The sequence below is a fragment of the Pseudoalteromonas sp. SR45-6 genome, assembly GCF_014163545.1.
Lineage (GTDB): Bacteria > Pseudomonadota > Gammaproteobacteria > Enterobacterales > Alteromonadaceae > Pseudoalteromonas > Pseudoalteromonas rhizosphaerae.
Genome location: NZ_JACJDM010000001.1, coordinates 1 through 24075, shown reverse-complemented (window position 1 = coordinate 24075; position 24075 = coordinate 1). Strand labels below are relative to the sequence as shown.

The window sequence follows — 24075 nt, the reverse complement described above, 5'->3', positions numbered from 1 at the left end:
ATTAATTAAGCTCGATTAACTCAGGTTCGCCGTGAACTTGGGCGGCATCTAATGCCATCGCCATTTGGTCGAACACTGGCGCGAATTCAATATGCTCGTCTGCAATTAACTTAATCACAGGCATAAAGTCAGTGAGGCAGTTTTCGCATTCCATAAGCATGACAACTGTTGGACGTTTGGCTAAATTACGAATCGTAAAATTAGCTTGGTCTACAGCATGTAAAACGATATTGCGTAGTAATTGCTGATTTTTAGATAGATCTTGGTCTTTGATAGTGTTCATTTTTCAGTAGTCCTTGGGGGTTAAATTAGTGTGTGTTTTTTAACAGATGCGCTGTTTTGGGTGTAGTTTCATTACTTCACTACTCCAAGCGCTGAGAATATTTTGCGAAATTCGTCGGTTCTATTACCTAGGTAAGTAATGAAACAGCCTTTTGGGGCGCCTTTTTTAATGTTGCCTTGTGGGTCGTTAAAGTGTGTACGGCCATCAATAAAACAGCTTAAACCTGCATTTAATAACTTTTGACACCATGCCTCTGAGCTATTAACAAAGGTGATGTTCATTGCTTCTTTAAAGTTACCTTGTGCATACTGATCTAAGTAGTAGTCAATCCAATCGCCGTTGCTGGCTATGTTTTCAGTAATGCAGTGGCCGCGATACTTATGATAGCTCGGGTCGTTACATGTTTTTTTAACGCACTTTGGTTTACAAGCCAGCTCACCTTTATTGAATGGGTGATTTAACCAAACAGTATTAGCTATCCAATTTCGTGTTAATGCATCGTCTTCTTTCGTTAAGTAACACGTTGCTTTTACTGACTTGTTAGCCACTGCACAACTTGCAGGGTCTAAATCAATAACCGGAAACATTTGGTGCACATACTTCAAAACTTTAGCGGGCGTGTAAAACTCAACATTGCCACTGTCTTGATTGATTAACTGATCGGGAGTCATGGCTAATCCTTAATGTGTTTGTGAATCAGTTTTTGACTTTTCAACTAAATGCGGAATAACATCAAACTTGGGCTGGGTTCTTTCAAACTTTTCGGGCATTAATACATTGGCATCGTCAAACGCCGCTACAATACTTTGCAAGGCTAAAAGTGCTTTGTGTACGGCATTACGCTCTTGGATATTAAATTTATAAAAGCTCATTTCTACATGACGCTGTTTAAGCCCCGCAGCAAAACAAACTATTTTTCGTTGTTGGTCATTTAAAACAGCATTAAACACGTAACCTGGTGTACGCGTTGTATCGCTCATTAATGCTTTAATTTCGGCTAGACCTTTTGGTATGTGCCGCCCTTCTGCTACTTTGAGTGGTGCTGGTTGTTTGCTATCAGCTGATTTAACAAGTGCTTGTGCCATGATTAACTCCTAGTTGTTTACTTGCTGTTGGTGCTGGGTTCTAAACGCTATTAGCTCGTTAATGCGGTAGTAATTGCTTTTGCCGAATTGCACTGGTTTTGGGAAGCCATCAAACTTACTAAGTTTCCAAAACTTGGCGTGGGCACAACCCATAACTTCCATTGCTTCGCGGGTGTTTACTAGGCGGTCTTTTTGCTCTTCAAGCTCAGCGCGTAGTTGATTATTTTCTTGCAGTAGTGCAAACAACACCGCTTTTGCGTCTGGGTGAATATCTAATAAGATGATTTGTTGTTCAGTGCTCATGCTGCATCTTCCTTGTTTGCTTTTTGATGATCGGCCAGTAAATCGTTTACCGATACCTCACCGTTAGTTAGTTCTGAAATACGTGGAATGTACTTCGCTGGAGCTTGTCCGTGGCGGCTAACCCAGTGATGCACAACGGATTGCTTAGTACCTAGTACTGTAGCGAGCTTGGTTTGCCCACCAATTATTTTTACTGCTTTATCTATGGCTGACATTTTAATCTCCACTAGCTGCTAACCACTTTTTTCTATAATACGATCCATTCCATTAGCTTGTAAACCACTTTAGGTTGTATTTTTAAAAATAAAACCAATAATAGCGATTTGACCAAAACCACTTAAAGTTGTGATAATCTTCCGAACAGATAATTAAAGCGTTTTAATCGAACAACTTTTGGAGATAATATGGACATTGCAAATCGCGTCAGAGAGCAGAGGAAAGCTCTATCTTTAACTCAGTATCAATTAGCCGAACAAGTTGGTGTCGCGCAAAATTCAATACAAAAACTAGAAAGTGGGGAAACCAAAAACCCACGAAATATTGAAGCGCTTGCTAGAGCATTAAAGTGTACACCGGAATATTTGCGATTTGGCATTGGTGACAGCAAAGACATCAACAGCAATGTATCAGCAGGCCCATCAATCAAAGCTACTGCCCCGCTTATCAGCTGGGTGCAAGCCGGTGCTTGGTCAGAAATAAGTGAAATTAAAGCGTATGACGCAGAGCGTTATATGTGCCCTGTTAATTGCAGTGATCTAACCTTTGTTTTAAAGGTACAAGGTGTGAGCATGGAGCCAAAGTTTTATGAAGGTGATTTGATTTTTGTAGATCCTGAAGCCGAATGCATACACGGTTCATACGTAGTAGCCCGCCTAGACGACGATAACCAAGCTACATTTAAACAGCTCATTATCGAAGGTGGCCACAAATTCCTAAAAGCCGCCAACCCCAACTGGCCAGAGCAGCTAATCCCAATCAATGGGAATTGTACGTTGGTTGGTAAGGTAATCTTTACGGGTAAGTCAGTGTGAAAAGTGATTAACTAGAAAAACCCGCAATGTCCGGGTTTTTAACATGCCAATTAACTGATTAAAATTTAGGCCAATCCCAATCTAAATATTGCTGTAATTGCGTACCTAGCTCTTCGGATGCATTAGGATCAACTAGATTAGAATGATAAGGATAGTATTTACCTGGCATAATTTTTTCAAAATCATTTACTTGATATGGATTGAAATTAGGTAATTCACCTATGGTTTCAAAATCTGTATTAATTGTTTTCAACCAAGTTACCATTACAACTTTTGCACCCGTTTTTTCAATATACTTTCTTGCAGTATCTATTGACCAACCTTTTGTACAAATATCATCAATTAATAAAACCGTTTTGCCTCTTTGTAATGGTGGATTTTTATAGGATTTTCCATAATTTTTAGTTGGCAATTTATTTAACTTTATTGTATTTAATTGATTGTGATAATCTATTTTAATCCCTTGATTCCTAGCAGTTTGCGACTTCAAAGCATCTTTGTGTCGTACTACCAAATCATGTAAGTAACCTTTGTTGAAACATTTCCCAAATGTCATAAGATCATCATTCATTTTATCATTACCAGAGCCAACCTTATGACCAGGGTAAGAGGCTATAAAGTCAATACTTTTATAAATACCTGTAAAATACATGCTCGTCACTAAAGCCCCCAACCAAAAGTCGACATTACCTTGACCAAATTTAGCTGCAGCTCGGGCATTTTCTGAATACTTTTTAAATTGAGGCTTGTATGTACTGAAAGGAGCAAGAGCATAATACTCAAACCCTTTATCATTAATTTCAAAGCTCCAGAAGTGTGTCCGTAAACATAGGGTATCTATAAACCTAGCCAGCTCTTTTGGCTCATGAAACTCAAAGCCATAATCTAAGTTATTACTATACCAAGTTGCACGAAGAAATAGAATTTTACCATTCACTGCTGTTCGCATATCATTAATGCTACTGCCTATATATACCACCTCATTAGATTTCCAGTTCATTTCTTTTAAGACGTATTCAGTAGCAGCTGACTGAGGCTTATTAGGTACCTTATGATCTCTTTGTCGAGTGAAAATGACCAGGTTATTAAAATGACTTTCAAGTGCTTCGAACAGGCACTTTTTATTACCATCCTTGTCTGTAATTGTCCAAGCACGGTTCGCAAGCAGTACAGGAGTAATTCCCCTTAACTTAAGAAAAGCTACTAACTTTTCTACTTCTGAAAATATTTCTTTTTTATAATTCTCAGTGCTTAGAAGTGTATCTTCAACACTTAAGATTACACCCTTCAATCGCTTAGCTTCCATATCTTATCCTTATAAGTCCATTGACAATTGGTTTTCTTTTTTTGTTACGAGTATTGATTCTCTGCTTTTTGGTTCTTGTAAAAACTCAATTAGTTTATTCGTGTTTTGTGGAATATAAAAAGTCGCTCCCTTTTTATATGCTTCTATAAGTTGGATTTCCTCAGTCTGTAAATCTGATGAGTATAAATAAGGCATCACAAGAAACTTCCCATACCTTTTTGCAAAATTAACTGTGTGGGCTGTCCCGCTTTTAATTTTCCATTCAACAGGGACTGTTATAGTTGACAGAGCCGCTTGAATACGGTTCCTTCGGATAAAATTGTTTGCACTATAACTTTGGTCTGTAAGATATTCTGTTACGATTGCACCGCCATTTTCAACTATTTGAGATCTAATCTTTTCAGATCCTCTTGGATAGTTACTCTCAACCCCTGTGCCCAAAACAGCAATGGTCGGCAATTCATATCTAATAGATTCTAGATGTGCCTTTTGGTCTATCCCATCTGCAAGACCACTAATTGAAACCAAATCTTGGCCAACCATAGATGCAATAATATACTTTGTTAACCAAATTCCATCCTCAGAAGCTTTACGACTCCCAACTATCGCTACTGATTTTTTATGTAATATTCTGTAATCCCCTTCGACAAATAACCACATAGGAGGCTCAGGGATAGTTTTTAATTGTTGTGGAAAATAGTCTTGTTCATAGAACCAGATGCTAATGTTTCTTTTTGTATAATTTCTTGCAAGCTCAACTCCTTTAGCCCACAAATCAAGTTTATACTGCATCCATTGTTCAGTATTCGCTTTAATCGAATCATCTAATTTATGGCTAAGCTTATTTTCAAAATAATTAATATCTTCCGTTTTAATTAACTCTCTAAAGCTAGCTTTTTGCTCTGCAATTTTATACAGTGTCTTAAAACCTACACCACAAATAGATTGTAGTGCTAAAAATGCTACTGTTTCATGTTTCCAATATTCAAGCTCTTTATCCATTTTTTTACCTTGCTATAGAACCAAGCTGGCACCCTGTAAAAACAAGGTGCTTATCGTATTACGCAAAACCTATTATTTGAAATATTAGGCGATTAAATTAAAAACAATCTAAAGTTTGCTTATCTTTAGAGCATAATATCTTGTAGTTACATAAATCTACGCTCTATTTGTCGAACTAGCTTAGCCATCATGATCCCATAGCCCATTCCATCCTTCAGCCTGTTTTTTCGGTAATATCCCATTATGTGATAAACAAACGAAAACAGGTTCTATAGACACAACAGCCATGTAGCCCGCCTCAGGAGAATTATCCCCCTCTACTAACGATTCTGTTACAACACCTAATGTAAAGTTCCACTCAATTAAACAAGGGCCTCCACTGAACCCTCCTCGGGCAATAGAAGAAACTATAAAGTGAGGGTGCCCACCAGTATACTTATCTATGATTGTGTTAACTTCAGCACGTGTAGCAATCAATTTCGGTTCTTTTGAGAATGGTATAGGTGGATAACCCATCACTAAAACTTCAGCTAAACAAAACGCTTCGTCATTTATCCAGTCATCAAGATGCGAACCTAGCGGTACCACTGCACAATTTAAACCTTCAACAACTAGCGCAGCAATATCAACAGAGCGATCAGGATGAAATAAAGGGCCTTTCACTAGCTTACCTTTACCTGGACCTAGTTCTTTATAAGAATTGTTTTCAATATCACCAATAGAACCATCGCTAGGGTCAAGAAAACCACGGCCGACAGTATTCGCAATTTCTAAAATTTTGTTGTCTTCGACTACATGACGCGCAGTAACAAATACCCCTTCCCCTACGTGGAATGCTGTTCCTATAGATTGATTACCATTAGGTAGCTCAACGCTAACATAAACTACTGCAGACGCATATTTTTCAAACAAAGTGCGAGAACTAAGTGACGCCATATGTACTATTCCTTTTAATAACAAGAAGTCAAATTTTTAATTCAGACACTATAATGCCACGCTAATTTATATAGTTTTAACAAATTACTTTAGATATTACTATCGCTAAGTTTCTTATTATCTTGAAATAAAGTAGATTGGTTAAATATGCGCTTCATTCATTATTTCAAATACAGAAAACAAAACTTGAACACCTACTCAGCTACTCAGCTACTCAGCTACTATATATTGAATCAATCACCATATTCTGTCACAAGTTTTAACGGCCGAGTTAACTCTTATTAAATTCATTTCCTATATTTATCAGCTGACAATAAAGCTCGTAACCTTCAGATTACTCTTTTATCCAATAAAGTTTGTTATATACAGCCATTACCCCGCGCATTGTTTGGCCTAGCATTTTTTCGGTTACATGTGGTGCAACACTGTTTTCGCTAAATAGTGTTGATATTGAGCGACAGGCGTCATCTGGTAAGAATTTAGGCATTTCGTATTGTTCAAACAGGTGATTCCACATTCGTCAGCAATAAGGGTTAATGCTGTGGGTAGTCATTGGTTTACTGCCAGGTATTAAATACCCGTTACAGCCATATACCATGGTAAGAGTTTCTAAAATGCTCCCATTAGGCTAAGCAAACATCTAATTACCGATCCCACGGTTATATAAATTAGTTAACCACCTGTATCTTGTTAAGTTATTTTCGGGTGTGGCTTTTAAACTTTCTATTTGTATCCATAGCTTTGTTATTTCATAAAAGAGCCATGAATTTGCTACCCGTTATTTTGACAGTCGTTTCATCTATCTTTTTTAAGGCCTTACTATTTAAGTCTATTAATTGAGCTTTAATTTTAAAAGTAGCTATTTGTTTTTTTTTATCGATATCTACAACGCTCAATTGTGCATAAGTTGCATGGTTTGATGAGCGAATAAATGTTTGCTCATTCAACTCCGCAAAAACATCAAAATTAGTGTTGTTTTTTGACTCAGAAAAAAGTTCAGTCCCTTTTTTAATATCCTTTTTTTTAATCGCAAATGAATAGTGGTTTTGTGGGTTTTCTCCAAATGAAACAACAACTGATTTATCTGTCCCTTGAATGAAATTAAATGCGGTTACTTCTGTATATTTGTGTGTTTCTTCATCTGAGCAACCGAATAAAAATACTGCAAATCCTACCGCTAAAATCCATATTTTTGTATTCATCCTAGCTACCTTACTTGTCCCTAATTTATTTAATATAGTAAAAATAAGCGGTAATTCAAATTGCCCTGATCAACTTATACGATTAATGGTAATTATACGTTATTTTGTAAAGTTGTATTTTCTGATAAGTCGTTTTAATTTTCCAAATGCCAGTCATAAAAAACCCGCTAAATGCGGGATTTAAATCATAACTAGTTAAAATGAAATAACTCTCTATGTCTTGATAAATATTTGAAATGTTCTTTCTCGAGACCATTGATTTTCATCTTATTATTTATTCCTAGCTTTATGAGTGTATCAGCACACAAAAACTCTTTGATGAGAATCTGTCCATTATCATCGAAGGATATTAAGCCCTTATCAAATAGTTTATCCGCAGTTGGCGCTAGAGCTAGCCCATTAAACTTATCAACTTTTTCCACAGAGTTAGAATGTTGCCAAGGCAAAATATGTGAAGCTATTAAAAGTTGTCTATATCTTACATTCGTTAATGCACAAGAATCTTTCCAGTACTTCATTACTTCTTCTCGAAATACTCCCTGCCCAACCCTTGCTTTTACTATAGCTTCTCTTTCAGACCCTTCAGGTATATTCGCGCCAACACTTGTCGCTATTCCATCATGAATTTTAAGCGCTTCTTCACCAATTAAATCTAGCAAGAAGCCACCTGCAGAATTAGGCAGTCTAACCATATAATTCTGAGCGACGGTATATGTTTTAGTAAATAACTTTGGCTGACAGTAGCCGTTAAATAAAGGAACGAAGTCTTCTTTGAACTCGCTATTTGGTATTGGTGTTTTAAGTGTAACTAACTCAATATCAACTCTATAACCACTTTCTTTCCACTGTACAAAACTTCTATTTTCTGGTCTAGGTGAGGCATAAGCATTAGATTTAGCTATTGCGACATGAATAATTGAACCTTTGTAATTACAGAAAATCACATCGCCTTTACGTATATTTGGAACCGCTTTCCATCCTGCATCTATAACTGTATTACCTTTTTCATTAACTGTACTTTCTGGAGCCCATAAAAATTTATACTCAGCGACTTCTTTAAATGAAGTGCCTATATTAACCCAATAATAAGCATTGCATATTTGTGGTAAAGACAAGAATGGATCAGCAGCTACAACATCAAAGCCGAGTAATTCTAAGTTGGGTTTAATATACTTATTTACTCCGCTTGTTTTGCTCAGTTTTTCTTTAAATTCATAGTGATAAGCAGCTTGAAAAATCGGCTTACATTCATAACTCTGACCTTCAAAATGAATAAAATAATCAAATTGCTGACGTGTTGATTTTCTTAATCCAAACTTTTTAAAAAATTGCTCTCTACCGAGATTTTTATAATCATTTATAGCTAATAAAATATACTTTGCGTTAGTAACTTCTTTCATTAATACAGTCTTTGTTTTTTTGTAGTTTGTACCATACTAAGTTAAACGCTTTTAGCTGAAAAGTACTTTAGCTTAGAAAGCTTGTGATGGAGTTTAAGTTTGAATCCATTAGAGTTAATTATTGATTTAAAACATCAAAGTTCTAAAATAACAGCTCCAGCCTTTGGCTATCGCTCTTTTCAGCCAAACTAATTTTTAACAAGCTCATTCTCTATCGCTATATTTATTAGCTTACAATAAAGCTCGTACCCTTCTGCTTGCTCTTTTATCCAATCGTGTTTGTTGTATACCGCCATTACTCCACGCATTGTATGACCTAGCATTTTTTCGGTTACGTGCGGTGCTACACCGTTTTCACTTAGTAGCGTTGATATTGATCGGCGGGCATCATGCGGTAAGAACTTAGGCATTTTGTATTTTTCAAATAGGTGACCCCACATTCTGCAGCAATACTTGTTAACGCTGTGGGTGGTCATTGGCTTATTTGGCTTACTGCCTGGTATTAAATACCCGCTGCGGCCATATATCATAGCAAGGTTGTCTAGAATGGTTTTCATTTTGGTTGATATTGGCCTGCGTACTGCTTTATTGGTTTTTGAGTTTTCAGGCGGTACTGTCCAAGTGTTATTTTCAAAATCAAAATGCTCCCACTTTGCTAAACGAACCTCTGATTGCCGCGCACCAGTTATATATATTAGTTGCAAACAAGCTTTGGTTGCTGGAGTCGCTTTTGATCTCTCAATTTGTATCCATAGTTTTGCAATTTCGTCAAAGCGCATTACTCGCTGGCCTATCGATGATTGCTCACCTACATCATTTACTTTTAGTGTTAGTACTGGGTTAAATGGTTTTACATCACCGCGTTTTTCAGCCCAGCCAATTATGGATTTTATGCGCACTAATATTGTGCCCGCTGTTTTTGCACTACCCTGCGCTTTTACATCATCAAAATATTTTATCCAATCTTTGATGGTCATTAAATCAAGTGGTTTGGCTTCATCATTTAAAAATGGCAAAACCCATTTGCTGACTTGATGTGTATAAAGTATTTGTGTTTTTTCTTTTAGGTCTGGTACTTTTTTTTCAACCCAATCGGCTGCAACCTTTGCCATTGTAGGTAAACCTTTAGCTTCGTTGCGCATAAGCTTTAACTCTATGCGTGGGTCTTTTCCTTGGCTGAGCCAGTTTTGAAAATGGGGTATGTAGTCTTGTGCTTTTTTAATGGTTAAACCAGGATAACGGCCAAGCGAGATAATGACCTGCTTGCCATCAACACGACAACGGTATTGCCATGTGATTGTGCCTTTAGCTGATACCCTTACACTTAAACTATCTCTGTGCGATAATACGCAAGGTGTTTGATTTTTATCTAGCAGCTTTCTTAATTTGGTGTCGCTGATCGCCATTTAATTTTTTATACACAGTTAGCAAAAAATTTATACACGATACTATACACACAATGCGCAGATTGCAACATACTCGAAAATACAAGAACAAATGAAAGTGCAGTAAAAACCCGCATAAATAAAGGGCTAAGAGACAGAATGAGCGAACCAACATATTACGAAAACCAACCTACGATATACTGGCACGATTATGAGACCTGGGGGGCGAGTCCGCAAAAGGATAAGCCGAGCCAGTTTGCGGGTGTTCGTACTGATCTTGATTTAAACATTATTGGTGAGCCGCTGATTGAATATTGCAAACCTGTAGCTGATTATTTACCGCATCCTGAGGCATGTTTGATCACCGGTATTACTCCGCAAGTGGCGATGCAAAAAGGTTTAGTTGAGGCTGACTTTATTGCCAAAATTCATGCTGAGTTTAGCGTGCCAAATACCTGCGTGGCCGGTTATAACAGCATTCGTTTTGATGATGAAGTAAGTCGTTACAGCTTTTATCGTAACTTTTACGACCCTTACGAACGCGAATACAAAAACAATAACAGCCGCTGGGATATTATAGATTTAGTGCGTGCTTGTTATGCACTGCGCCCTGAAGGTATTGAATGGCCGTTAAAAGAAGATGGTAGCCCAAGCTTTAAGTTGGAACATTTAACCGTTGCTAACGGCATTGAACACGCTGCGGCACATGATGCACTAAGCGATGTAACCGCGACGATTGCTTTGGCTAAACTAATAAAAGAAAAACAGCCAAAACTGTATAACTTCTTTTTTAGTTTGCGCGGTAAAAAAGCCTTAGCTGAGTTAGTTGATGTGTTTAATATGACGCCGCTGGTGCATACTTCATCACGTATTCCTGCTACCCAAGGCTGTACCAGTTGGATTGCGCCAATGAGCTTTCATCCGACTAATAAAAATGCAGTAGTGTGTTTTAACTTAACCGAAGATCCGCAGGTATTACTCGATTTATCAATTGAAGAGTTGCGCACCCGCCTTTATACCAAGCGCAGTGAGCTTGCCGATGATGAACTGCCTGTTGGTTTAAAACTGGTACATTTAAATAAATGCCCTATTTTAGCGCCTGCTAAAACCTTATTACCTGAAAACGCCGCCCGCTTAGGCATTGACCGCGAGCAGTGTTTAAAAAATCTTGCGATTTTAAAAGCCAACCCAAGTCTTCGCGATAAAGTCACTGAAGTATTTAACGATAAGCCCGATTACGGTAAAACCACCAATACTGATTACATGTTATACGACGGCTTCACCAGTCATGCTGATAAAGCTAAATTTGCCATTATCCGTGATGCCAGCCCTGAGCAATTAGCGGGTATGAAGTTGGATTTTGAAGATAAAAAGTTTGATAACTTATTGTTTAAATACCGTGCCCGTAATTGGCCGCAATCGCTTAATCAAGATGAACTTGATCAGTGGCGTCAATATTGCCAAAACAAATTAATGCATGGTGAAGATCAACCATCGATCAGCGCACAAGATTTTATGGTTACGCTAGAAAATCTCGCCCATGAACATGACGATAATGAAAAAAATCTGACTATTCTAAAAGCGCTTTATAACTACGCGCAAAGTATGTAGTTTGCAGAGATTTAAAGCCGCGAGTAGAGTTATTCGCGGCTTTTTACTTTAAAATTCAAACTCTAGGGCAAGGCGAAAACTATGATCTTTACCTTGTTGGCTCAGCTCGGTCACAAATCCTGCTTCCCACTTTAGTTGTCGCTTCGCTGAAAATCGATGCAGGCCAATAAAACCAGGGCCAATACCAAAGAAGTCTTCTCCGGCGTATAGCTCTAATGCAGGCTGAAACTCAGAGCGAAAACGATAACGATACTGTGCGCGAAACTCAGTTTCCCATTCGTTTTTAATATCACCGCCCCACTCGTAGACTAAAAATGCATTCATGGTGAGGCTAGTACGACCAAATTCTTTTTCCCATAAAAAGCCCGTTGTGGCTTCATAACTATCTTTGCCTTCTTGCTTCTCAAGTTCAAATAAGGCGCCCCAATCAGCCCACAGCCGCCCTTGCTCAACCAACTGCCAACGTAGTTCTAGTTCGTAGGCTGAGAAGCCAAAGTTACCGTCGTCATCACGCTCTCCAACTGCATAACCTTCCAAACTCATAGTGTCGTTGAACGAGCCACCTAAGCCAATTCGTTGGGCTAAAATATTGCCCTTATCTGTTTGATGAGAGATCAAACGCCATTCAAATTCGCGCTCAAATGGTAATACGTAAGGGTGGTAAACTTTATCTACGACTATTCCATCGGCTCGCACATTAAACGATGCCATGAACAAAAGCGAAGTTAAGCACCACGCGAGAATAAATCTCATGATGGCTCCTTTTGAGAAAATTGCCGAGTAAATACTATACTGGTGCCAATAAAGGCTAAAACCGCCACTAGATAAAGCCATAATGCAGTTTTGCTTGGCGTTGCTTCATAGCCGACTAAGGCTTTGAGTACACGGCCTAACTCTGAGTTTTCGACTAGCACTGCACGCCAATCAAAGTAGTTGGACGTAATATTGATCAAGTCAATTTGGCTGGCCAGATCTAATACTATCAGTAATTTTGCCGAGGCATTAAAAGCCAAAAACAACATCAGTGGATACACACCAAATCGTGCTCTAACACTATGCAGTAAAAATAATAGCAACACACCAAAACTACCACAGATCCCTATTCCCAAAGATGTCCCTATAAGCAAAGGTTTTGATGTGTCGGTGTTATGCCAAAAACCAACCAGATAAATAAAATAGTGACTCAAATACAGCGCCATAACCGCAACTATTGCAAGCAATGCGAATAAACGCCGCTGTTTACAACTTACTAGTGACGCAACATACACAATGACACACAATAGCATTTGACTAAACTCAAGGCCGCGATGATCAAATAACTGGCTCAACCAAGCGGCACTTTGTACATAAATAATACTACAAAGCAGCCCAACAAAAGCGGTCACTATCAGCACGCGCTGGTTTAGCTTTTGCAATGACTGTAACAGCACGAGTAAAATTACGACTGGTAACAGCTGATTTATACTCATCAATAAACTAGTTATCAGCATCAGTCTTTCCTTCTACTAATACTGCCCCACGGGCTGTGTTAGGTGAAAACTCGCCAAAAAACTCATAACGCCCAGGGCTCAGTGGCCCGATATAAATCACACTACTACGATTAGGATACAGTACTTTTTCTCGATTTAAATCAAAACTGTCAAACTCTTCTGGCGTACTATCTTGATTTTCAATTAAAAGTTTTAGTTTAGTATTGGCCGGAACAATGATCTCCGCGGGATAAAAAAGGTGATCTTTTAAAATTAATTTATATTCTTTAGCAAAACACGAAAATGGTAATACGCTAAATAGCAGCAGGCTGATAAACCCTAACCAGTTATTCACTCTCTGCTCCTTGCATAAATTCTACTCGTACTTGTAAGCCGCCTAATTCACTGTCGGCTAAAGAAATACTTGCATCATAAATTGTTACTATATGTTCAACTATCGCCATACCTAATCCGGCACCTTGCTCTCCAGAGGGGTGTTTATCACCTCCAACACGGTAAAAACGGTTAAAAATTCGTGCTTTATGGGCATCATCAATGCCAGGACCTGAGTCATCAATCTGCCAACCATACGCATCTTGCTGATTGCTTAAGCGGATCACTATATTGCCACCACTGGGCGTATATTTTATGGCGTTACTTAATAAATTACTAAATAAGGTTGCCAAGGTAAATTGGTCACCATTAATAACATAATCATCGCCTTCAATACTGATCATATGTTGTTTTGCATCAAGTCGTTCGTATAGCTGTGCAACCACTTGTTGACTGACCTCTAGCACTGAAATTGGGCTAAATTGTGCCTGCCATTGCTCTGGATAGGTGCGTCCCAAAATCAACATTTGCTCAACAATATTACTAAGTTTATCGATACCTTGCGCCATTGCATCAAGTTCCAAGCAACCGTCACCTTGTGCGCGTAGATTATGAACATTTATTTTTAAACTACTCAACGGGGTGCGTAATTCGTGGGCAGCATCTGAGGCAAAAAAGCGCTCTCTTAAGTAGGCACTTTCTACACGTTTAAACAGATCATTTAACCGTGAGATCACCGGTTTAATTTCGTATTCGCTCACTTGCCAATTAATGGCAGTAAAGTCATTGGCTTGTCGCGTTTTTAATAATGTTGAAAGGCGTGTTAAGGGCCTCAATCCTTGTTTGACAAATAGACTGATCAACACCGCAAGCAGTGGCACACTCCAAAGCAAAGGTGTCATTGCTGACAAAATCATGGTCTCACTAAGTTCATAACGTTTACTCAGCGGCTCAGCCACCAGCACTTGTTTTGTATGCATGGTTAATCTGAATACTCGCATCCGCTGCCCGGCTAAATTTTCAACACTAAATCCATTCAGGCTTGGTTTTTGCGCCAGTTCAGCTAATGATTTAGACGCGCTAAGCAAATTGTTATCTTGCCAAATTTGAAACAGTAATCGAGTTAGATCACTTCTTAACACTGGCTTGTCGCTGTGTATAGGTTGCTCGATCAGTACATGAGCAATGGTTTGCAATTCGTTATCAAGTAGCAGCTCGGCCTGGCTCATACTTTCGCGGTAGCCTTTGCTGAATGCCAAAAAGCAAGTCAGGATCACCGTTGATAAAATAATCAGCGTTAATCTGCGTTTAATTGACACTAACGTTTACCAACCACATAACCTATGCCACGTAAGGTTTTAATTAGATCTTTAGGGAGCTTTTTACGTAGATGATGAATATGCACCTCAATAGTATTTGAACCTACTTCTTCGCCCCATTCATATAGTTTGCTCTCTAATTGTTGTTTGGACAATACGCGCCCTTGATTTTCAAAAAGCGCTTTTAGTAACATAAACTCTTTACGCGGCAGGTTTACCGGTTGCTGATCAAGTGTGACTGTAAAAGCGGAGGTATCCATTTCTACATTTGCTACATTAATAGTACTTGATTGCGCATGAGTTACGCGCCGACTAGCGACTCTTAAACGGGCAAATAATTCAGCAGGATCGAATGGCTTAGCTAAATAATCATCAGCACCTAAATCTAGCCCTTGTACTTTGTCGTCAATACTACCGCGTGCCGTTAAGATTACTACTGGTAAGTTAGGGCGATGCTTTTTGACGTGTTTTAATACATCAATGCCATCGCCATCAGGTAGTCCTAAATCAAGCACAAGTAATTCGATCTCGTCATTTTCGAGCCATTGCATGGCTGATTTTATACTAGCACAGTGCTCGACACTGTAACCTTGTTGGCGAAGTGAACGACATAATCCTTCAGCCACTAACTTATCATCTTCAACCAGTAGTAAATGCATATTATCTCTTTAGTTTCTTATCTACTTTTACCAATAACTGGGTGATCTCTTGCTGGCGGTATAAATCCGCTTTTGGCCTATCAGGGCGTGCCGGTGCCTGTTGAGCGGCAAGTAAATGTGTTTTTGCCTTTTTGTATTCTCTTTCGTCATACAAAAAGGCCGCGTATAAGTAATTACTATCGATACCGTTTGGATTAATAGCAAGCGCTTGGTTAAATAATTTACTCGCTTTGTCATCATCACCAAATCCAATTGGCCAACCCGGTACTTTACTGTAAAGGGTCGCTAAACTGGTGTAAGCAGAGCCTGATAACGCATTGGCATCAATTTCTATGGCTTGCTCTAACTGTGCTTTAGCATCTTTTGCTAACCCTAACGCACCTAAGCCGCCTTTTGCCCCAGCATAACTTGATAGCACAATACCATACCAAATATGGCTTTGTGCCTGATCATCATAGGTCTTTGCAAACCCAGCGGCCTGCTCTGATAACTCTTCAAATGCATTGAGCTGCGCTTTATCTACTAATTCATAATTCACAGTTGCCCAACTTGTTTGCACCTGAGTTAATTCGCTAGCAAGATCGGCATGCGCTGCGCTGGTTAAAAATATCCCAGTTAACAAGCAGCTAGTATAAAGTAGTTTAGTCATAGTCATTCACCTTTATCAATTTTATCTGCAAAAAAACTTTTAATTTTAGGAAGTTGTTTTGCAATTGCGTTATCTACTAAGGATGGAAAAGCACCATTTAGTTTGACAAATAAGCGTTCTGGAAAGCCAATGTAACTGCGTGAATTTCCAGATTTCAATAATGAAATGAGCGCATCTGCCACTTTATCAGGTGGATCCATTGTATTGCCTAAAGCTTTATTCATCGCGCGTACTTGCACTGAATTGATATTTGTATCAGTTGCTCTAGGTGCTAAATATAATATTTTTACATCACAGTGACTGAGTTCGCGGGCCAGCGCTTCGGTCATTCCTCGTAAACCAAATTTACTTGCGCAATATAAGGTTTGATAAGGGTAACCAATACTACCAAACGATGATCCCACATTAACAATTGAGCCTTTTTTAGCTAAAATTTGTGGTAAAAATAGTTGGCATAACTTAATTGGCACAGACAGATTAACGATCAGTAAGTCATCTATTTGCTGCTCCGTCATTTCACTAAAACCTTGCATCACATTAATGCCAGCGTTATTGATAAGCATTGTTGCACCGCCAAGTGATTTAGCATGTTCAAGTAGTTTTTGGCGAGTCTGTGCTGATGTTAAATCACCAATAAATATCTCACAGTCTTGGCCACACTTAACCTGTAATGCCTCTAGCTGTGCTTGTTGACGACCAACTAACAGTAAACGCCAGCCATGCTGAATCAACTTTAATGCCACGGCTTGACCAATTCCGCCTGTCGCACCTGTTAACACGCAAAGTGGACGGTTCATGCAGTTTGCTCCAAGTCGCTACTTGCAAACTGTGGATCTGTATCTAATTCACGAAAAATATTGCCATAAAACTTATAAAAACATTTAGCGGCATGCACAATCGCTTGTTGATCTGCAGGAGACTCTATTTTATTCATCAGATCTTCAAAAAACTTCACATGCTCAATATCCAAAGCCCCATGAGATGTTAAATAGCTAAATGCCTTTTTAGGTAATCCGGTCATATTGGCTATATTACTTGCCGCATTATCGGCTAACGCAATTGAAGTACCTTCGAGTACATGCACCATGCCAAAAAATGCCAATGGATTACCACGATTAATTGTATCGTAGGCATAAGCAACCATTAACTCGGTGGCAAATTTGGGAGCACTTTGACGTACTTGTTGTTTATCAAAACCACAGGCTGCAATATCATTGAGCACCCACTCTTGATGACCTATTTCTTCTTCTATATATTCTGCAACCGCCTCGCGGATCCACTCTTGTTCAGTCGATAATTTCGCGCCCACGGCCATCATTAATGGCACCGTATGTTTAACGTGATGATAGGCTTGAGCTAAAAATGAAGCATACTCAGTTGTGCTTACTTGCCCCTTGAATACTCGAGCTATGATCGGTGCAGCCAGTAAATACTCGCGTTCTGCTTGGGTTTGTGATTTTAATGTCTCGAAAAAATTGCTCATAATATTGCCTCACTGTACAGTGCTGTTAGTTGTGCATGATAATAGTTTGCTATTGCTTGGCGTTTAGGGCGGTTATTACTGGTTAATAATCCCCGCTCTGCAGTAAGTGGTTCAGCTAAGCGATGAAATGTTTTAATTTGGGCATATTCAGGTAATTGTGCGTTAATACCTCTACAATGCTCGGCTAATACCTCATCAGTCATATTTACTGATGCATAAATAAGTGCTACTAAATGCGCTTTACCTTCACCAAAGACAACAGCTTGTTGTACTTCACTGTTACTGAGTAGCAAAGATTCAGGCCACTCAGCGCTGATGTTGCGCCCAAAACTAGTAATAATTTGGTTTTTTAAACGCCCCTTAATAGTTAACCGACCTTGTTGTTGATCAACCAAATCACCGGTTGCATACCAACTCGTTTGATCATGGGGTTGTTGACCTAAATAGCCTAAAAATAAGGGTCCTTTAATAAATAGCTGCCCGTCTACCAGTTTGCTTTGCAAGTGATTTAACACCCGCCCTGCACACTCTATGTCATCATCATTTGGCGTGTTTAAGCTCACCACTGATGAAGCTTCAGATAAGCCATAACCTTGATAAACTGGTAACCCTAAACTACGCGCCACAGTGATCAATTCACTGCTGAGTACAGCGCCACCAACGGCAATAAATTTCAGGCTCTTTGGTACTGTCCATCCCTGCTTGGCAAACCAGACTAAACAGGTCAATAATTCTGGCACCAAAATAAGCGTATTCGGTTGCACACGATCAATGGCATTGATCAGTTGACTGGCATCATTTAATTTTGCCCCAGAGAAGCCTAATTCTGGCAGTGTCATAACATGCACTTCACCTGCGGCTAGTAACGGTGCAAAAACCCCTGCAATGTTTTCAAGTAATACTGGCAAAGGTAATAAACACAGATGTTTTGGCTGTTTTATCGCTATTTTTTTATGCAATGAGGTCGCCACTTGTAATTGACTTTGTAAAGATAAACACACTCCCTTTGGCTCACCGGTAGAGCCTGAAGTAAACGTCACTTTTTGGGTATCTGTAAAAAATGTTGTAGGGCTTGACGCGCTTACTTTATAGATATAAAGCGGGTAGCGGGTTAACACGCTCAAGGTCGCAATACATTCTAACCCGTCAAGTTCACAGGGGGTGTCGCTGATAAAATGCGAAACGCCGCTTTTATTCACGCTATTAGTTAGCTGTTGTGGGCTAAAAAAGGTCGGCAGCGGAATGCTTACTTGTTGTAACTCAATCAATGCAAAGTCAACAATTAACCAAGCAGGCGTATTGTCCATTACAAACGCCACGGCTGACATATCAAGCGCTTTAAAGTCGATAATTAACTCGGCCACTGCTTGCATCAGCGTCTGTTTACTGATCGGCTGCATTTGTTGGTCATGATGATCAACAATCACAGTATCAAGCGATGCGTGTGGTAGTTTCGATAAAAACCCCATTATGCCTCCAATTGCGATGCTAATTGGCAACTCGCTTGATGATAGTGCTGTTTAATATTAAACAAATGAGGTGTGTTTATTACGCAATCATGAGCAGCCGCTAAATCTACCACACACAGTGTTGGTTTATTTTCATAATAAGTCCCCCAATCTGCTGGGTTATCAAGTGCCTGACTATTGGCTAATGCAATTTCAGTGCAATTAACTGAGAGCATTTTTAATAATGCTCTAACCTTTGCAGTGGCACAAAATACCAAACGTTTTGCGCCAATTTGATAAAGTGCTTCATTCATTAGTACAAAATGAGCGAGAGTCGCTTTGCGATTTGTTGAACATAAATTACCAAGCTCGTAAATATCTTCCCTCGGTACATCAACAAAGTATTCAATCGGCTCTGGTAAGTATTGCTCGATAAAAAGTGATTGAGTAGCAGCTCTAAGTCCCAGCGTGCAAGAATCAGCGGCAATACTTAATTGGCATAACACCGGCATAAACTGCTTAATATTGGCGCCGTAAGCTCTGGCAAAACTCGCTTTAACGACTTGCTCTAATTGCACACGAAATGGCATGTTTGCATTAGCACACACATAATCATGTGTGTTGGTAACAGGCAAGTTAGTAACTTGAAGTGATTGCATAGTGTTCGCTCTTTTTAGACTATGGGTAAAATCTAACGAGCAAAACTTAAATAAACCTTAAGAAAAATTAATTTTTATAAAAAAACCCAAACAATGTTTGGGTCAGTGATTACGTAACTGGAGATTTCAGGAATAATAAGCCACATCTACCCGCTAATTGCGGGCTTATGCAAGTAAATTTAAGACAGTTAGCGTTTAATTTACTTGCTGGAGATAGACTTATTATCCGACGCTCTGATTATCTATTTTTTATGTAACGCTTCGATGCGCGCCAATAAGCTTGATGTGTCAAAACGCCCACCACCAAGTGCTTGTACGTCAGCGTAGTACTGATCGACCGTCGCGGTCATTGGTAAAGTGGCACCATTATTTTTTGCTTCATCTAACGCAATACCTAAATCTTTACGCATCCAATCAACAGCAAAACCAAATTCGTACTCACCTGCCCACATGGTTTTGTAACGGTTTTCCATTTGCCATGAACCAGCCGCACCTTTTGCAATCGTCTCAATGACTTTTTCGCCATCAAGGCCTGCTTGTTTGGCAAAATGTAAGCCCTCGGCCAAGCCTTGCACAACGCCCGCGATACAAATTTGATTAACCATCTTACACAACTGTCCAGAGCCAACTTCGCCAAGTAACTGGCTAAAACGGCTAAATGCCGCCATAACGGGTTGTACTTTTGCAAACACTGCTGCGTCGCCACCAGCCATGACTGTTAATACACCATTTTCAGCACCAGCTTGACCACCCGATACTGGCGCATCAATAAACGCAATATCTTTTAGTGCCGCATTAGCGGATACTTCGCGCGCAACTTCGGCTGAAGTCGTAGTGTGATCGACTAAAATAGTGCCTGCTTGCATACCTTTAATCACCCCGTCAGCACCATAAACTACTGAGCGTAAATCATCATCGTTACCTACACACATAAATACGATATCTGCATGTTCTGCGGCTTTTGCTGGCGTTAATGCCACCTGACCTGCGTATTTTTCTGCCCATTGCTGTGCTTTTGCTGTGGTACGGTTATACACGGTTACTTGATGACCGGCAGTTGCTAAATGACCCGCCATTGGATAACCCATTACACCTAAACCGATAAATGCGACTTTCATTGACATAAAATTGACCTATTTCAGTGGTAACTTAAAAAGATAATTTGATTATCTCAACCGAACAGTAAAAAAGCGAATGAAAAAGTCTTCATTAAATTTCTTCATGGACGAGACAAAATAGGTAACCTATGGATAGCATATATCAATTCAGTGCCCCGCTTTATAACGGCGAAAATTTTTCCTTAAGTCAGTTAAAAGGCAAAACGATTTTAATCGTCAATACCGCCAGTAAGTGTAACTTTTCGGTGCAGTTAAGCGCACTTGAAAAGCTGTATCAGCAATATAAAGCACAAGGGTTTATTGTGTTAGCATTTCCGTGTAATCAATTTGACTACAATGAGCCAATAGACAACATTGATATTAAAGACTTTTATCAACAACAGTTTAATGTTAGTTTTCCTGTGTTTAGTAAAGTAATGGTCAACGGCCCTGATGCTCATCCGTTATTTAACTATTTAAAAGCACATACCCGAGGAATTGCACAAAATCGTGCTATAAAATGGAATTTCACCAAGTTTCTAATAAACTCTGAGGGACAATTGGCGGTACGTTATGCACCGCGCACTAAACCCGATACCTTGAAACAGGTCATAGAGAGTAATATTAATGATGCAACTAACGGTAGCGCTTTTCAGTTCGCAAAAATATGAACATGCATCTTTTGATGCCTGTTTAAACAATCAAACACGCATCAAATTAACCCGTTTTGAACAATCTCTTGATGCGAAAAGTGCCATACTTAGCCAAGGCTTTGATGCTGTATGCGTATTTGTAAACGATATCGTTGATAAAACGGTTATTGATCAGCTTGCTCAATTCGGCGTGAAATGTATTTTATTACGCTGTGCTGGCTTTAATAACGTTGACCTAGCTGCGGCAAATGTCCATAACATCAAAGTATGCCGAGTACCCGCTTACAGCCCTGAGGCAGTTGCAGAGCACTGTGTGGCATTAATGCTTACCCTCAATCGCAAAACTCACAAAGCCTATAACCGTATCCGTGAAGATAATTTTGATTTAAATGGCTTGCTTGGCTTTAACTTATTCAAGAAAACCATTGGTATCATTGGCTGTGGAAAAATTGGCTTGGCTTTAGTAAATATACTCAATGGCTTTGATGCAAATGTATTGGTTTGCGACCCTTATGCAGTACCAGGCAATTATACAATTTGTGATCTAGACACTTTATTAAGTCAAAGCGATGTGATCTCTTTGCACTGCCCGTTAACCGAGCAAACTCATCATATGATCAACGAACACGCTTTTGCCAAAATGAAGCAAGGGGTGATGCTTATAAACACTTCCCGCGGCGCATTAGTTGATAGCAAAGCCTGTATTGGCGCACTTAAAACTAAAAAATTGGGTTATTTAGGGCTAGATGTGTACGAACAAGAGTCAGAACTATTCTTTAAAGACCGCAGTGATGAAATTATGCAAGACGATGTGTTTTCGCGTTTGGTAAGTTTTCCAAACGTACTGGTCACCGGCCACCAAGGCTTTTTTACCAAAGAAGCATTGAGTGAAATTGCGCAAATCACCGTAAATAATGCACTTGAGTTCGCTAATAACCAACCACTAAGTAATGAAGTTAAATAAGAGGTTGATTTAGGTGCTAGATGCTAGATGCTAGATGCTAGGTCAAAGTTTAAAAACTAAGGCAGAAAAAATCAACCAAGTTAGCTTGGTTTAAACCGGTTAAGTTGCATAAGCTGAAGTAACAAATATCTGTTCTAACACTTTTAACTAATAATTAGAGTTGGCTGGCAGGCTGCTATGAGCGATAATCGGACACTGAAAAAATTAAATTTATTCATGTGTTTTGAGTAGAAACCTAATTTTGTCCAATAACATTATTAAACGCCGTTTTGGGGCAAAATAACATGCATGATTCCTAGCTGTTTTAATTACTTGTTTACAAAAGTAATTATTGGTGAAATTATCAGGGTATGTAATATACGCCGTTTTGATGTGTTATAAACCACCAAAATGGTGTTCAATAAGCTGCTAGCTCACCAAGGTAAGTGTAAACATCTATGGATTTATTTGAAGATATAGGCTTGTCAGGTAAACAACATAAAAACTTTGTTAATATACTTAAGCAGTCTATGAAAGCTGATAGAGCAGAGCTCTTAAAATGGTGTAATGGTTTTCCTGATAGAGACAATAAACTTGTTACTGAATTTCAAACGACATTCAATTCAAGCTTTTGGGAAATATATTTATATGCCCTATTTAAAGAAATAGATTTCAAAATGGACTGGTCTTATTCAAGACCTGACTTTTTGCTTGAATATAAAGGTAACAATGTTGTCGTAGAGGCAACCATATCTGAATCAGCAGTTGGTAAAACTCCTGAGTGGGAAAAAGATTTATCGAAAGGTATTCCAGATAGGTTCAAAGACATGAATATGGATTCTATTATTCGCCTGTCAAATTCGATAAATAAGAAGTACATAAAGTATAAAAGTTCATATTCTAAGCTAGAACATGTACGTCCCAATCCATTTGTTTTGGCTGTAGCTCCATTTGAACAGCCTCATTTTAACCTTCAATGTGAAGTGCCAATTATGGCTTTATTATATGATTTTTACGTAGACGAAGATGCATATAACGATGCGCCTCATTTATTCCCAAATGGTCCTCCTGATGTGAGGCTCGGTTGGGTCGAAAAAGATAATGGTACTGAGATCCCACTTGGCTTATTCGAAAGTGATGATTACTCTGAAATTAGTGCAATTATTTTAAGTACAACTGCCACATGGGGTAAAATTGAAGCTATGTCAGGTAATTGCGAAATTCAACGCGCAGTGTCCTCGGTATGGTGGTCTGAGGTTGATAATAAACCTATTCAGAGGCATTCAATGACAAACCAAAATAAAGAGAATGTTAGAGATGGTTTATACGTTTTTCATAATCCTTATGCTAAGAAACCAATAGACCCTGATATGTTCAAACTAGATGGTGTGACTCAGGTTTTTGTTGATTCTGATACAAAGCGTATTACGAAAGAAAGAAATGGATTTTGCCTTATGCATCGGCAAACAATAAACTTTGTATCTGAGAGCTAAAAAGCGCTTTAAATACAACAAAAACAGTTGGTTATATTTCGCCTTGTTCCACATTATAACCTACAATTTTTGTCTGCTTAAGCGGGCGTTTATGCTGCTATGGAAAGTCGGGGTAAATTAAATTGAGCAAAGTATTACGCATTTTATCTATTGTATTTGCTTCTCTAAGTCTAATTAGCTTATTTCAACACGTGTTTGATGGTAAGCGTATAGCTAACGACACCTAGCTTTGCTTAATGTTCCAAGGTAGCAGTGGCTCAAGGTTATCTGGCTGCTCAGCAAGGCGCTGTAAGCAAGTAGAGATATAGTCATGCACCACAAGGTCA

At 38.9% G+C, this 24075-nt stretch carries 28 protein-coding genes; 5 read left to right on the top strand and 23 right to left on the bottom strand.

Annotated features, from left to right (window positions below; translation table 11 throughout):
* Position 1 precedes the first annotated feature (1 nt).
* The 5 genes from H5158_RS00140 to H5158_RS00120 form a co-directional block, all read right to left on the bottom strand.
* Positions 2-283: a hypothetical protein gene (locus H5158_RS00140; protein ID WP_182739184.1), complete on the bottom strand. Its 282-nt coding sequence runs from the start codon at positions 281-283 to the stop codon at positions 2-4.
* A gap of 71 nt (positions 284-354) precedes the next feature.
* Positions 355-954 (bottom strand): DNA N-6-adenine-methyltransferase, encoded by a 600-nt coding sequence (locus H5158_RS00135; RefSeq protein ID WP_182739183.1) that lies wholly within the window; start codon positions 952-954, stop codon positions 355-357.
* A gap of 9 nt (positions 955-963) precedes the next feature.
* Complete coding sequence (locus tag H5158_RS00130) at positions 964-1368, bottom strand: hypothetical protein (RefSeq protein ID WP_182739182.1); 405 nt, start codon at positions 1366-1368, stop codon at positions 964-966.
* Positions 1369-1377: 9 nt separating this feature from the next.
* Positions 1378-1671, bottom strand: coding sequence for an AlpA family transcriptional regulator (locus tag H5158_RS00125; RefSeq protein WP_182739181.1), 294 nt, complete (start codon positions 1669-1671; stop codon positions 1378-1380).
* Positions 1668-1886, bottom strand: a complete 219-nt coding sequence (locus H5158_RS00120) for a YdaS family helix-turn-helix protein (protein WP_182739180.1) — start codon at positions 1884-1886, stop codon at positions 1668-1670. The genes H5158_RS00125 and H5158_RS00120 overlap by 4 nt, the downstream gene beginning before the upstream one ends.
* A 189-nt stretch (positions 1887-2075) precedes the next feature.
* On the opposite strand from H5158_RS00120, the gene H5158_RS00115 reads away from it, so the two are divergent.
* Positions 2076-2702 (top strand): LexA family transcriptional regulator, encoded by a 627-nt coding sequence (locus H5158_RS00115; protein ID WP_182739179.1) that lies wholly within the window; start codon positions 2076-2078, stop codon positions 2700-2702.
* Between the two features lie 58 nt (positions 2703-2760).
* Here the strand turns inward: H5158_RS00115 and H5158_RS00110 are convergent, their stop codons facing one another.
* The 7 genes from H5158_RS00110 to H5158_RS00080 form a co-directional block, all read right to left on the bottom strand.
* Positions 2761-4008 (bottom strand): HAD family hydrolase, encoded by a 1248-nt coding sequence (locus tag H5158_RS00110; protein ID WP_182739178.1) that lies wholly within the window; start codon positions 4006-4008, stop codon positions 2761-2763.
* Positions 4009-4017: 9 nt separating this feature from the next.
* On the bottom strand, positions 4018-5010 hold the full coding sequence (locus tag H5158_RS00105; RefSeq protein ID WP_182739177.1) for a DNA-processing protein DprA: 993 nt from the start codon (positions 5008-5010) through the stop codon (positions 4018-4020).
* 180 nt (positions 5011-5190) lie between these two features.
* Complete coding sequence (locus tag H5158_RS00100) at positions 5191-5946, bottom strand: serine protease (RefSeq protein ID WP_182739176.1); 756 nt, start codon at positions 5944-5946, stop codon at positions 5191-5193.
* A 334-nt stretch (positions 5947-6280) separates the two neighbouring features.
* Positions 6281-6463, bottom strand: a complete 183-nt coding sequence (locus H5158_RS23225) for a hypothetical protein (protein ID WP_259399399.1) — start codon at positions 6461-6463, stop codon at positions 6281-6283.
* Between the two features lie 232 nt (positions 6464-6695).
* On the bottom strand, positions 6696-7148 hold the full coding sequence (locus H5158_RS00090; protein WP_182739175.1) for a hypothetical protein: 453 nt from the start codon (positions 7146-7148) through the stop codon (positions 6696-6698).
* Between the two features lie 191 nt (positions 7149-7339).
* Complete coding sequence (locus H5158_RS00085; RefSeq protein WP_182739174.1) at positions 7340-8548, bottom strand: HNH endonuclease; 1209 nt, start codon at positions 8546-8548, stop codon at positions 7340-7342.
* A gap of 188 nt (positions 8549-8736) precedes the next feature.
* Entirely contained in the window at positions 8737-9954 is a 1218-nt protein-coding gene (locus H5158_RS00080; protein WP_182739173.1) for a site-specific integrase, read from the bottom strand.
* Between the two features lie 138 nt (positions 9955-10092).
* Between H5158_RS00080 and sbcB the strand changes: the two genes are divergently transcribed.
* Positions 10093-11544, top strand: a complete 1452-nt coding sequence (gene sbcB / locus H5158_RS00075) for an exodeoxyribonuclease I (protein WP_182739172.1) — start codon at positions 10093-10095, stop codon at positions 11542-11544.
* A gap of 48 nt (positions 11545-11592) precedes the next feature.
* Here the strand turns inward: sbcB and H5158_RS00070 are convergent, their stop codons facing one another.
* The 11 genes from H5158_RS00070 to H5158_RS00020 all read right to left on the bottom strand — a co-directional run bounded on the left by H5158_RS00070 (position 11593) and on the right by H5158_RS00020 (position 20687).
* Entirely contained in the window at positions 11593-12255 is a 663-nt protein-coding gene (locus H5158_RS00070) for a hypothetical protein (protein WP_246175522.1), read from the bottom strand.
* Positions 12256-12293: 38 nt separating this feature from the next.
* Complete coding sequence (locus H5158_RS00065; RefSeq protein WP_182739171.1) at positions 12294-13034, bottom strand: iron transporter; 741 nt, start codon at positions 13032-13034, stop codon at positions 12294-12296.
* Positions 13021-13347: a cupredoxin domain-containing protein gene (locus tag H5158_RS00060; protein WP_246175520.1), complete on the bottom strand. Its 327-nt coding sequence runs from the start codon at positions 13345-13347 to the stop codon at positions 13021-13023. The genes H5158_RS00065 and H5158_RS00060 overlap by 14 nt, the downstream gene beginning before the upstream one ends.
* A 13-nt stretch (positions 13348-13360) precedes the next feature.
* Positions 13361-14665, bottom strand: a complete 1305-nt coding sequence (locus H5158_RS00055) for an ATP-binding protein (RefSeq protein WP_182739170.1) — start codon at positions 14663-14665, stop codon at positions 13361-13363.
* Positions 14665-15324: a response regulator transcription factor gene (locus tag H5158_RS00050; protein ID WP_182719149.1), complete on the bottom strand. Its 660-nt coding sequence runs from the start codon at positions 15322-15324 to the stop codon at positions 14665-14667. Before H5158_RS00050 ends, H5158_RS00055 begins: the two co-directional genes overlap by 1 nt.
* Position 15325: 1 nt before the next feature.
* Positions 15326-15973, bottom strand: a complete 648-nt coding sequence (locus H5158_RS00045; RefSeq protein ID WP_182719148.1) for a hypothetical protein — start codon at positions 15971-15973, stop codon at positions 15326-15328.
* A gap of 2 nt (positions 15974-15975) precedes the next feature.
* Positions 15976-16770 carry an SDR family oxidoreductase gene (locus H5158_RS00040; protein WP_149980955.1) on the bottom strand — a complete coding sequence of 265 codons (795 nt, stop codon included), beginning with the start codon at positions 16768-16770 and terminating at the stop codon, positions 15976-15978.
* Positions 16767-17456, bottom strand: a complete 690-nt coding sequence (locus H5158_RS00035) for a TenA family transcriptional regulator (RefSeq protein WP_182739169.1) — start codon at positions 17454-17456, stop codon at positions 16767-16769. The genes H5158_RS00040 and H5158_RS00035 overlap by 4 nt, the downstream gene beginning before the upstream one ends.
* Positions 17453-18925 (bottom strand): AMP-binding protein, encoded by a 1473-nt coding sequence (locus tag H5158_RS00030; RefSeq protein ID WP_182739168.1) that lies wholly within the window; start codon positions 18923-18925, stop codon positions 17453-17455. Before H5158_RS00030 ends, H5158_RS00035 begins: the two co-directional genes overlap by 4 nt.
* Complete coding sequence (locus tag H5158_RS00025) at positions 18925-19563, bottom strand: thermostable hemolysin (protein ID WP_149980952.1); 639 nt, start codon at positions 19561-19563, stop codon at positions 18925-18927. Before H5158_RS00025 ends, H5158_RS00030 begins: the two co-directional genes overlap by 1 nt.
* Before the next feature lie 242 nt (positions 19564-19805).
* Positions 19806-20687 carry an NAD(P)-dependent oxidoreductase gene (locus H5158_RS00020; protein ID WP_182731253.1) on the bottom strand — a complete coding sequence of 294 codons (882 nt, stop codon included), beginning with the start codon at positions 20685-20687 and terminating at the stop codon, positions 19806-19808.
* A gap of 122 nt (positions 20688-20809) precedes the next feature.
* On the opposite strand from H5158_RS00020, the gene H5158_RS00015 reads away from it, so the two are divergent.
* From H5158_RS00015 to H5158_RS00005, 3 genes are all read left to right on the top strand, one after another.
* Positions 20810-21331, top strand: a complete 522-nt coding sequence (locus H5158_RS00015; RefSeq protein WP_182719144.1) for a glutathione peroxidase — start codon at positions 20810-20812, stop codon at positions 21329-21331.
* Positions 21291-22277 (top strand): 2-hydroxyacid dehydrogenase, encoded by a 987-nt coding sequence (locus H5158_RS00010; RefSeq protein WP_182739275.1) that lies wholly within the window; start codon positions 21291-21293, stop codon positions 22275-22277. Before H5158_RS00015 ends, H5158_RS00010 begins: the two co-directional genes overlap by 41 nt.
* 437 nt (positions 22278-22714) lie before the next feature.
* Positions 22715-23749 carry a hypothetical protein gene (locus H5158_RS00005; RefSeq protein WP_182719143.1) on the top strand — a complete coding sequence of 345 codons (1035 nt, stop codon included), beginning with the start codon at positions 22715-22717 and terminating at the stop codon, positions 23747-23749.
* The last annotated feature ends 326 nt before the right edge of the window (positions 23750-24075 follow it).

Bases quoted from the DNA above. Each gene is read 5' to 3' on its own strand.
- H5158_RS00140 (WP_182739184.1), bottom strand. From the start codon at position 283: ATGAACACTATCAAAGACCAAGATCTATCTAAAAATCAGCAATTACTA.
- H5158_RS00135 (WP_182739183.1), bottom strand. From the start codon at position 954: ATGACTCCCGATCAGTTAATCAATCAAGACAGTGGCAATGTTGAGTTT.
- H5158_RS00130 (WP_182739182.1), bottom strand. From the start codon at position 1,368: ATGGCACAAGCACTTGTTAAATCAGCTGATAGCAAACAACCAGCACCA.
- H5158_RS00125 (WP_182739181.1), bottom strand. From the start codon at position 1,671: ATGAGCACTGAACAACAAATCATCTTATTAGATATTCACCCAGACGCA.
- H5158_RS00120 (WP_182739180.1), bottom strand. From the start codon at position 1,886: ATGTCAGCCATAGATAAAGCAGTAAAAATAATTGGTGGGCAAACCAAG.
- H5158_RS00115 (WP_182739179.1), top strand. From the start codon at position 2,076: ATGGACATTGCAAATCGCGTCAGAGAGCAGAGGAAAGCTCTATCTTTA.
- H5158_RS00110 (WP_182739178.1), bottom strand. From the start codon at position 4,008: ATGGAAGCTAAGCGATTGAAGGGTGTAATCTTAAGTGTTGAAGATACA.
- H5158_RS00105 (WP_182739177.1), bottom strand. From the start codon at position 5,010: ATGGATAAAGAGCTTGAATATTGGAAACATGAAACAGTAGCATTTTTA.
- H5158_RS00100 (WP_182739176.1), bottom strand. From the start codon at position 5,946: ATGGCGTCACTTAGTTCTCGCACTTTGTTTGAAAAATATGCGTCTGCA.
- H5158_RS23225 (WP_259399399.1), bottom strand. From the start codon at position 6,463: ATGTGGAATCACCTGTTTGAACAATACGAAATGCCTAAATTCTTACCA.
- H5158_RS00090 (WP_182739175.1), bottom strand. From the start codon at position 7,148: ATGAATACAAAAATATGGATTTTAGCGGTAGGATTTGCAGTATTTTTA.
- H5158_RS00085 (WP_182739174.1), bottom strand. From the start codon at position 8,548: ATGAAAGAAGTTACTAACGCAAAGTATATTTTATTAGCTATAAATGAT.
- H5158_RS00080 (WP_182739173.1), bottom strand. From the start codon at position 9,954: ATGGCGATCAGCGACACCAAATTAAGAAAGCTGCTAGATAAAAATCAA.
- sbcB (WP_182739172.1), top strand. From the start codon at position 10,093: ATGAGCGAACCAACATATTACGAAAACCAACCTACGATATACTGGCAC.
- H5158_RS00070 (WP_246175522.1), bottom strand. From the start codon at position 12,255: ATGGCATCGTTTAATGTGCGAGCCGATGGAATAGTCGTAGATAAAGTT.
- H5158_RS00065 (WP_182739171.1), bottom strand. From the start codon at position 13,034: ATGCTGATAACTAGTTTATTGATGAGTATAAATCAGCTGTTACCAGTC.
- H5158_RS00050 (WP_182719149.1), bottom strand. From the start codon at position 15,324: ATGCATTTACTACTGGTTGAAGATGATAAGTTAGTGGCTGAAGGATTA.
- H5158_RS00045 (WP_182719148.1), bottom strand. From the start codon at position 15,973: ATGACTAAACTACTTTATACTAGCTGCTTGTTAACTGGGATATTTTTA.
- H5158_RS00040 (WP_149980955.1), bottom strand. From the start codon at position 16,770: ATGAACCGTCCACTTTGCGTGTTAACAGGTGCGACAGGCGGAATTGGT.
- H5158_RS00035 (WP_182739169.1), bottom strand. From the start codon at position 17,456: ATGAGCAATTTTTTCGAGACATTAAAATCACAAACCCAAGCAGAACGC.
- H5158_RS00030 (WP_182739168.1), bottom strand. From the start codon at position 18,925: ATGGGGTTTTTATCGAAACTACCACACGCATCGCTTGATACTGTGATT.
- H5158_RS00025 (WP_149980952.1), bottom strand. From the start codon at position 19,563: ATGCAATCACTTCAAGTTACTAACTTGCCTGTTACCAACACACATGAT.
- H5158_RS00020 (WP_182731253.1), bottom strand. From the start codon at position 20,687: ATGTCAATGAAAGTCGCATTTATCGGTTTAGGTGTAATGGGTTATCCA.
- H5158_RS00015 (WP_182719144.1), top strand. From the start codon at position 20,810: ATGGATAGCATATATCAATTCAGTGCCCCGCTTTATAACGGCGAAAAT.
- H5158_RS00010 (WP_182739275.1), top strand. From the start codon at position 21,291: ATGCAACTAACGGTAGCGCTTTTCAGTTCGCAAAAATATGAACATGCA.
- H5158_RS00005 (WP_182719143.1), top strand. From the start codon at position 22,715: ATGGATTTATTTGAAGATATAGGCTTGTCAGGTAAACAACATAAAAAC.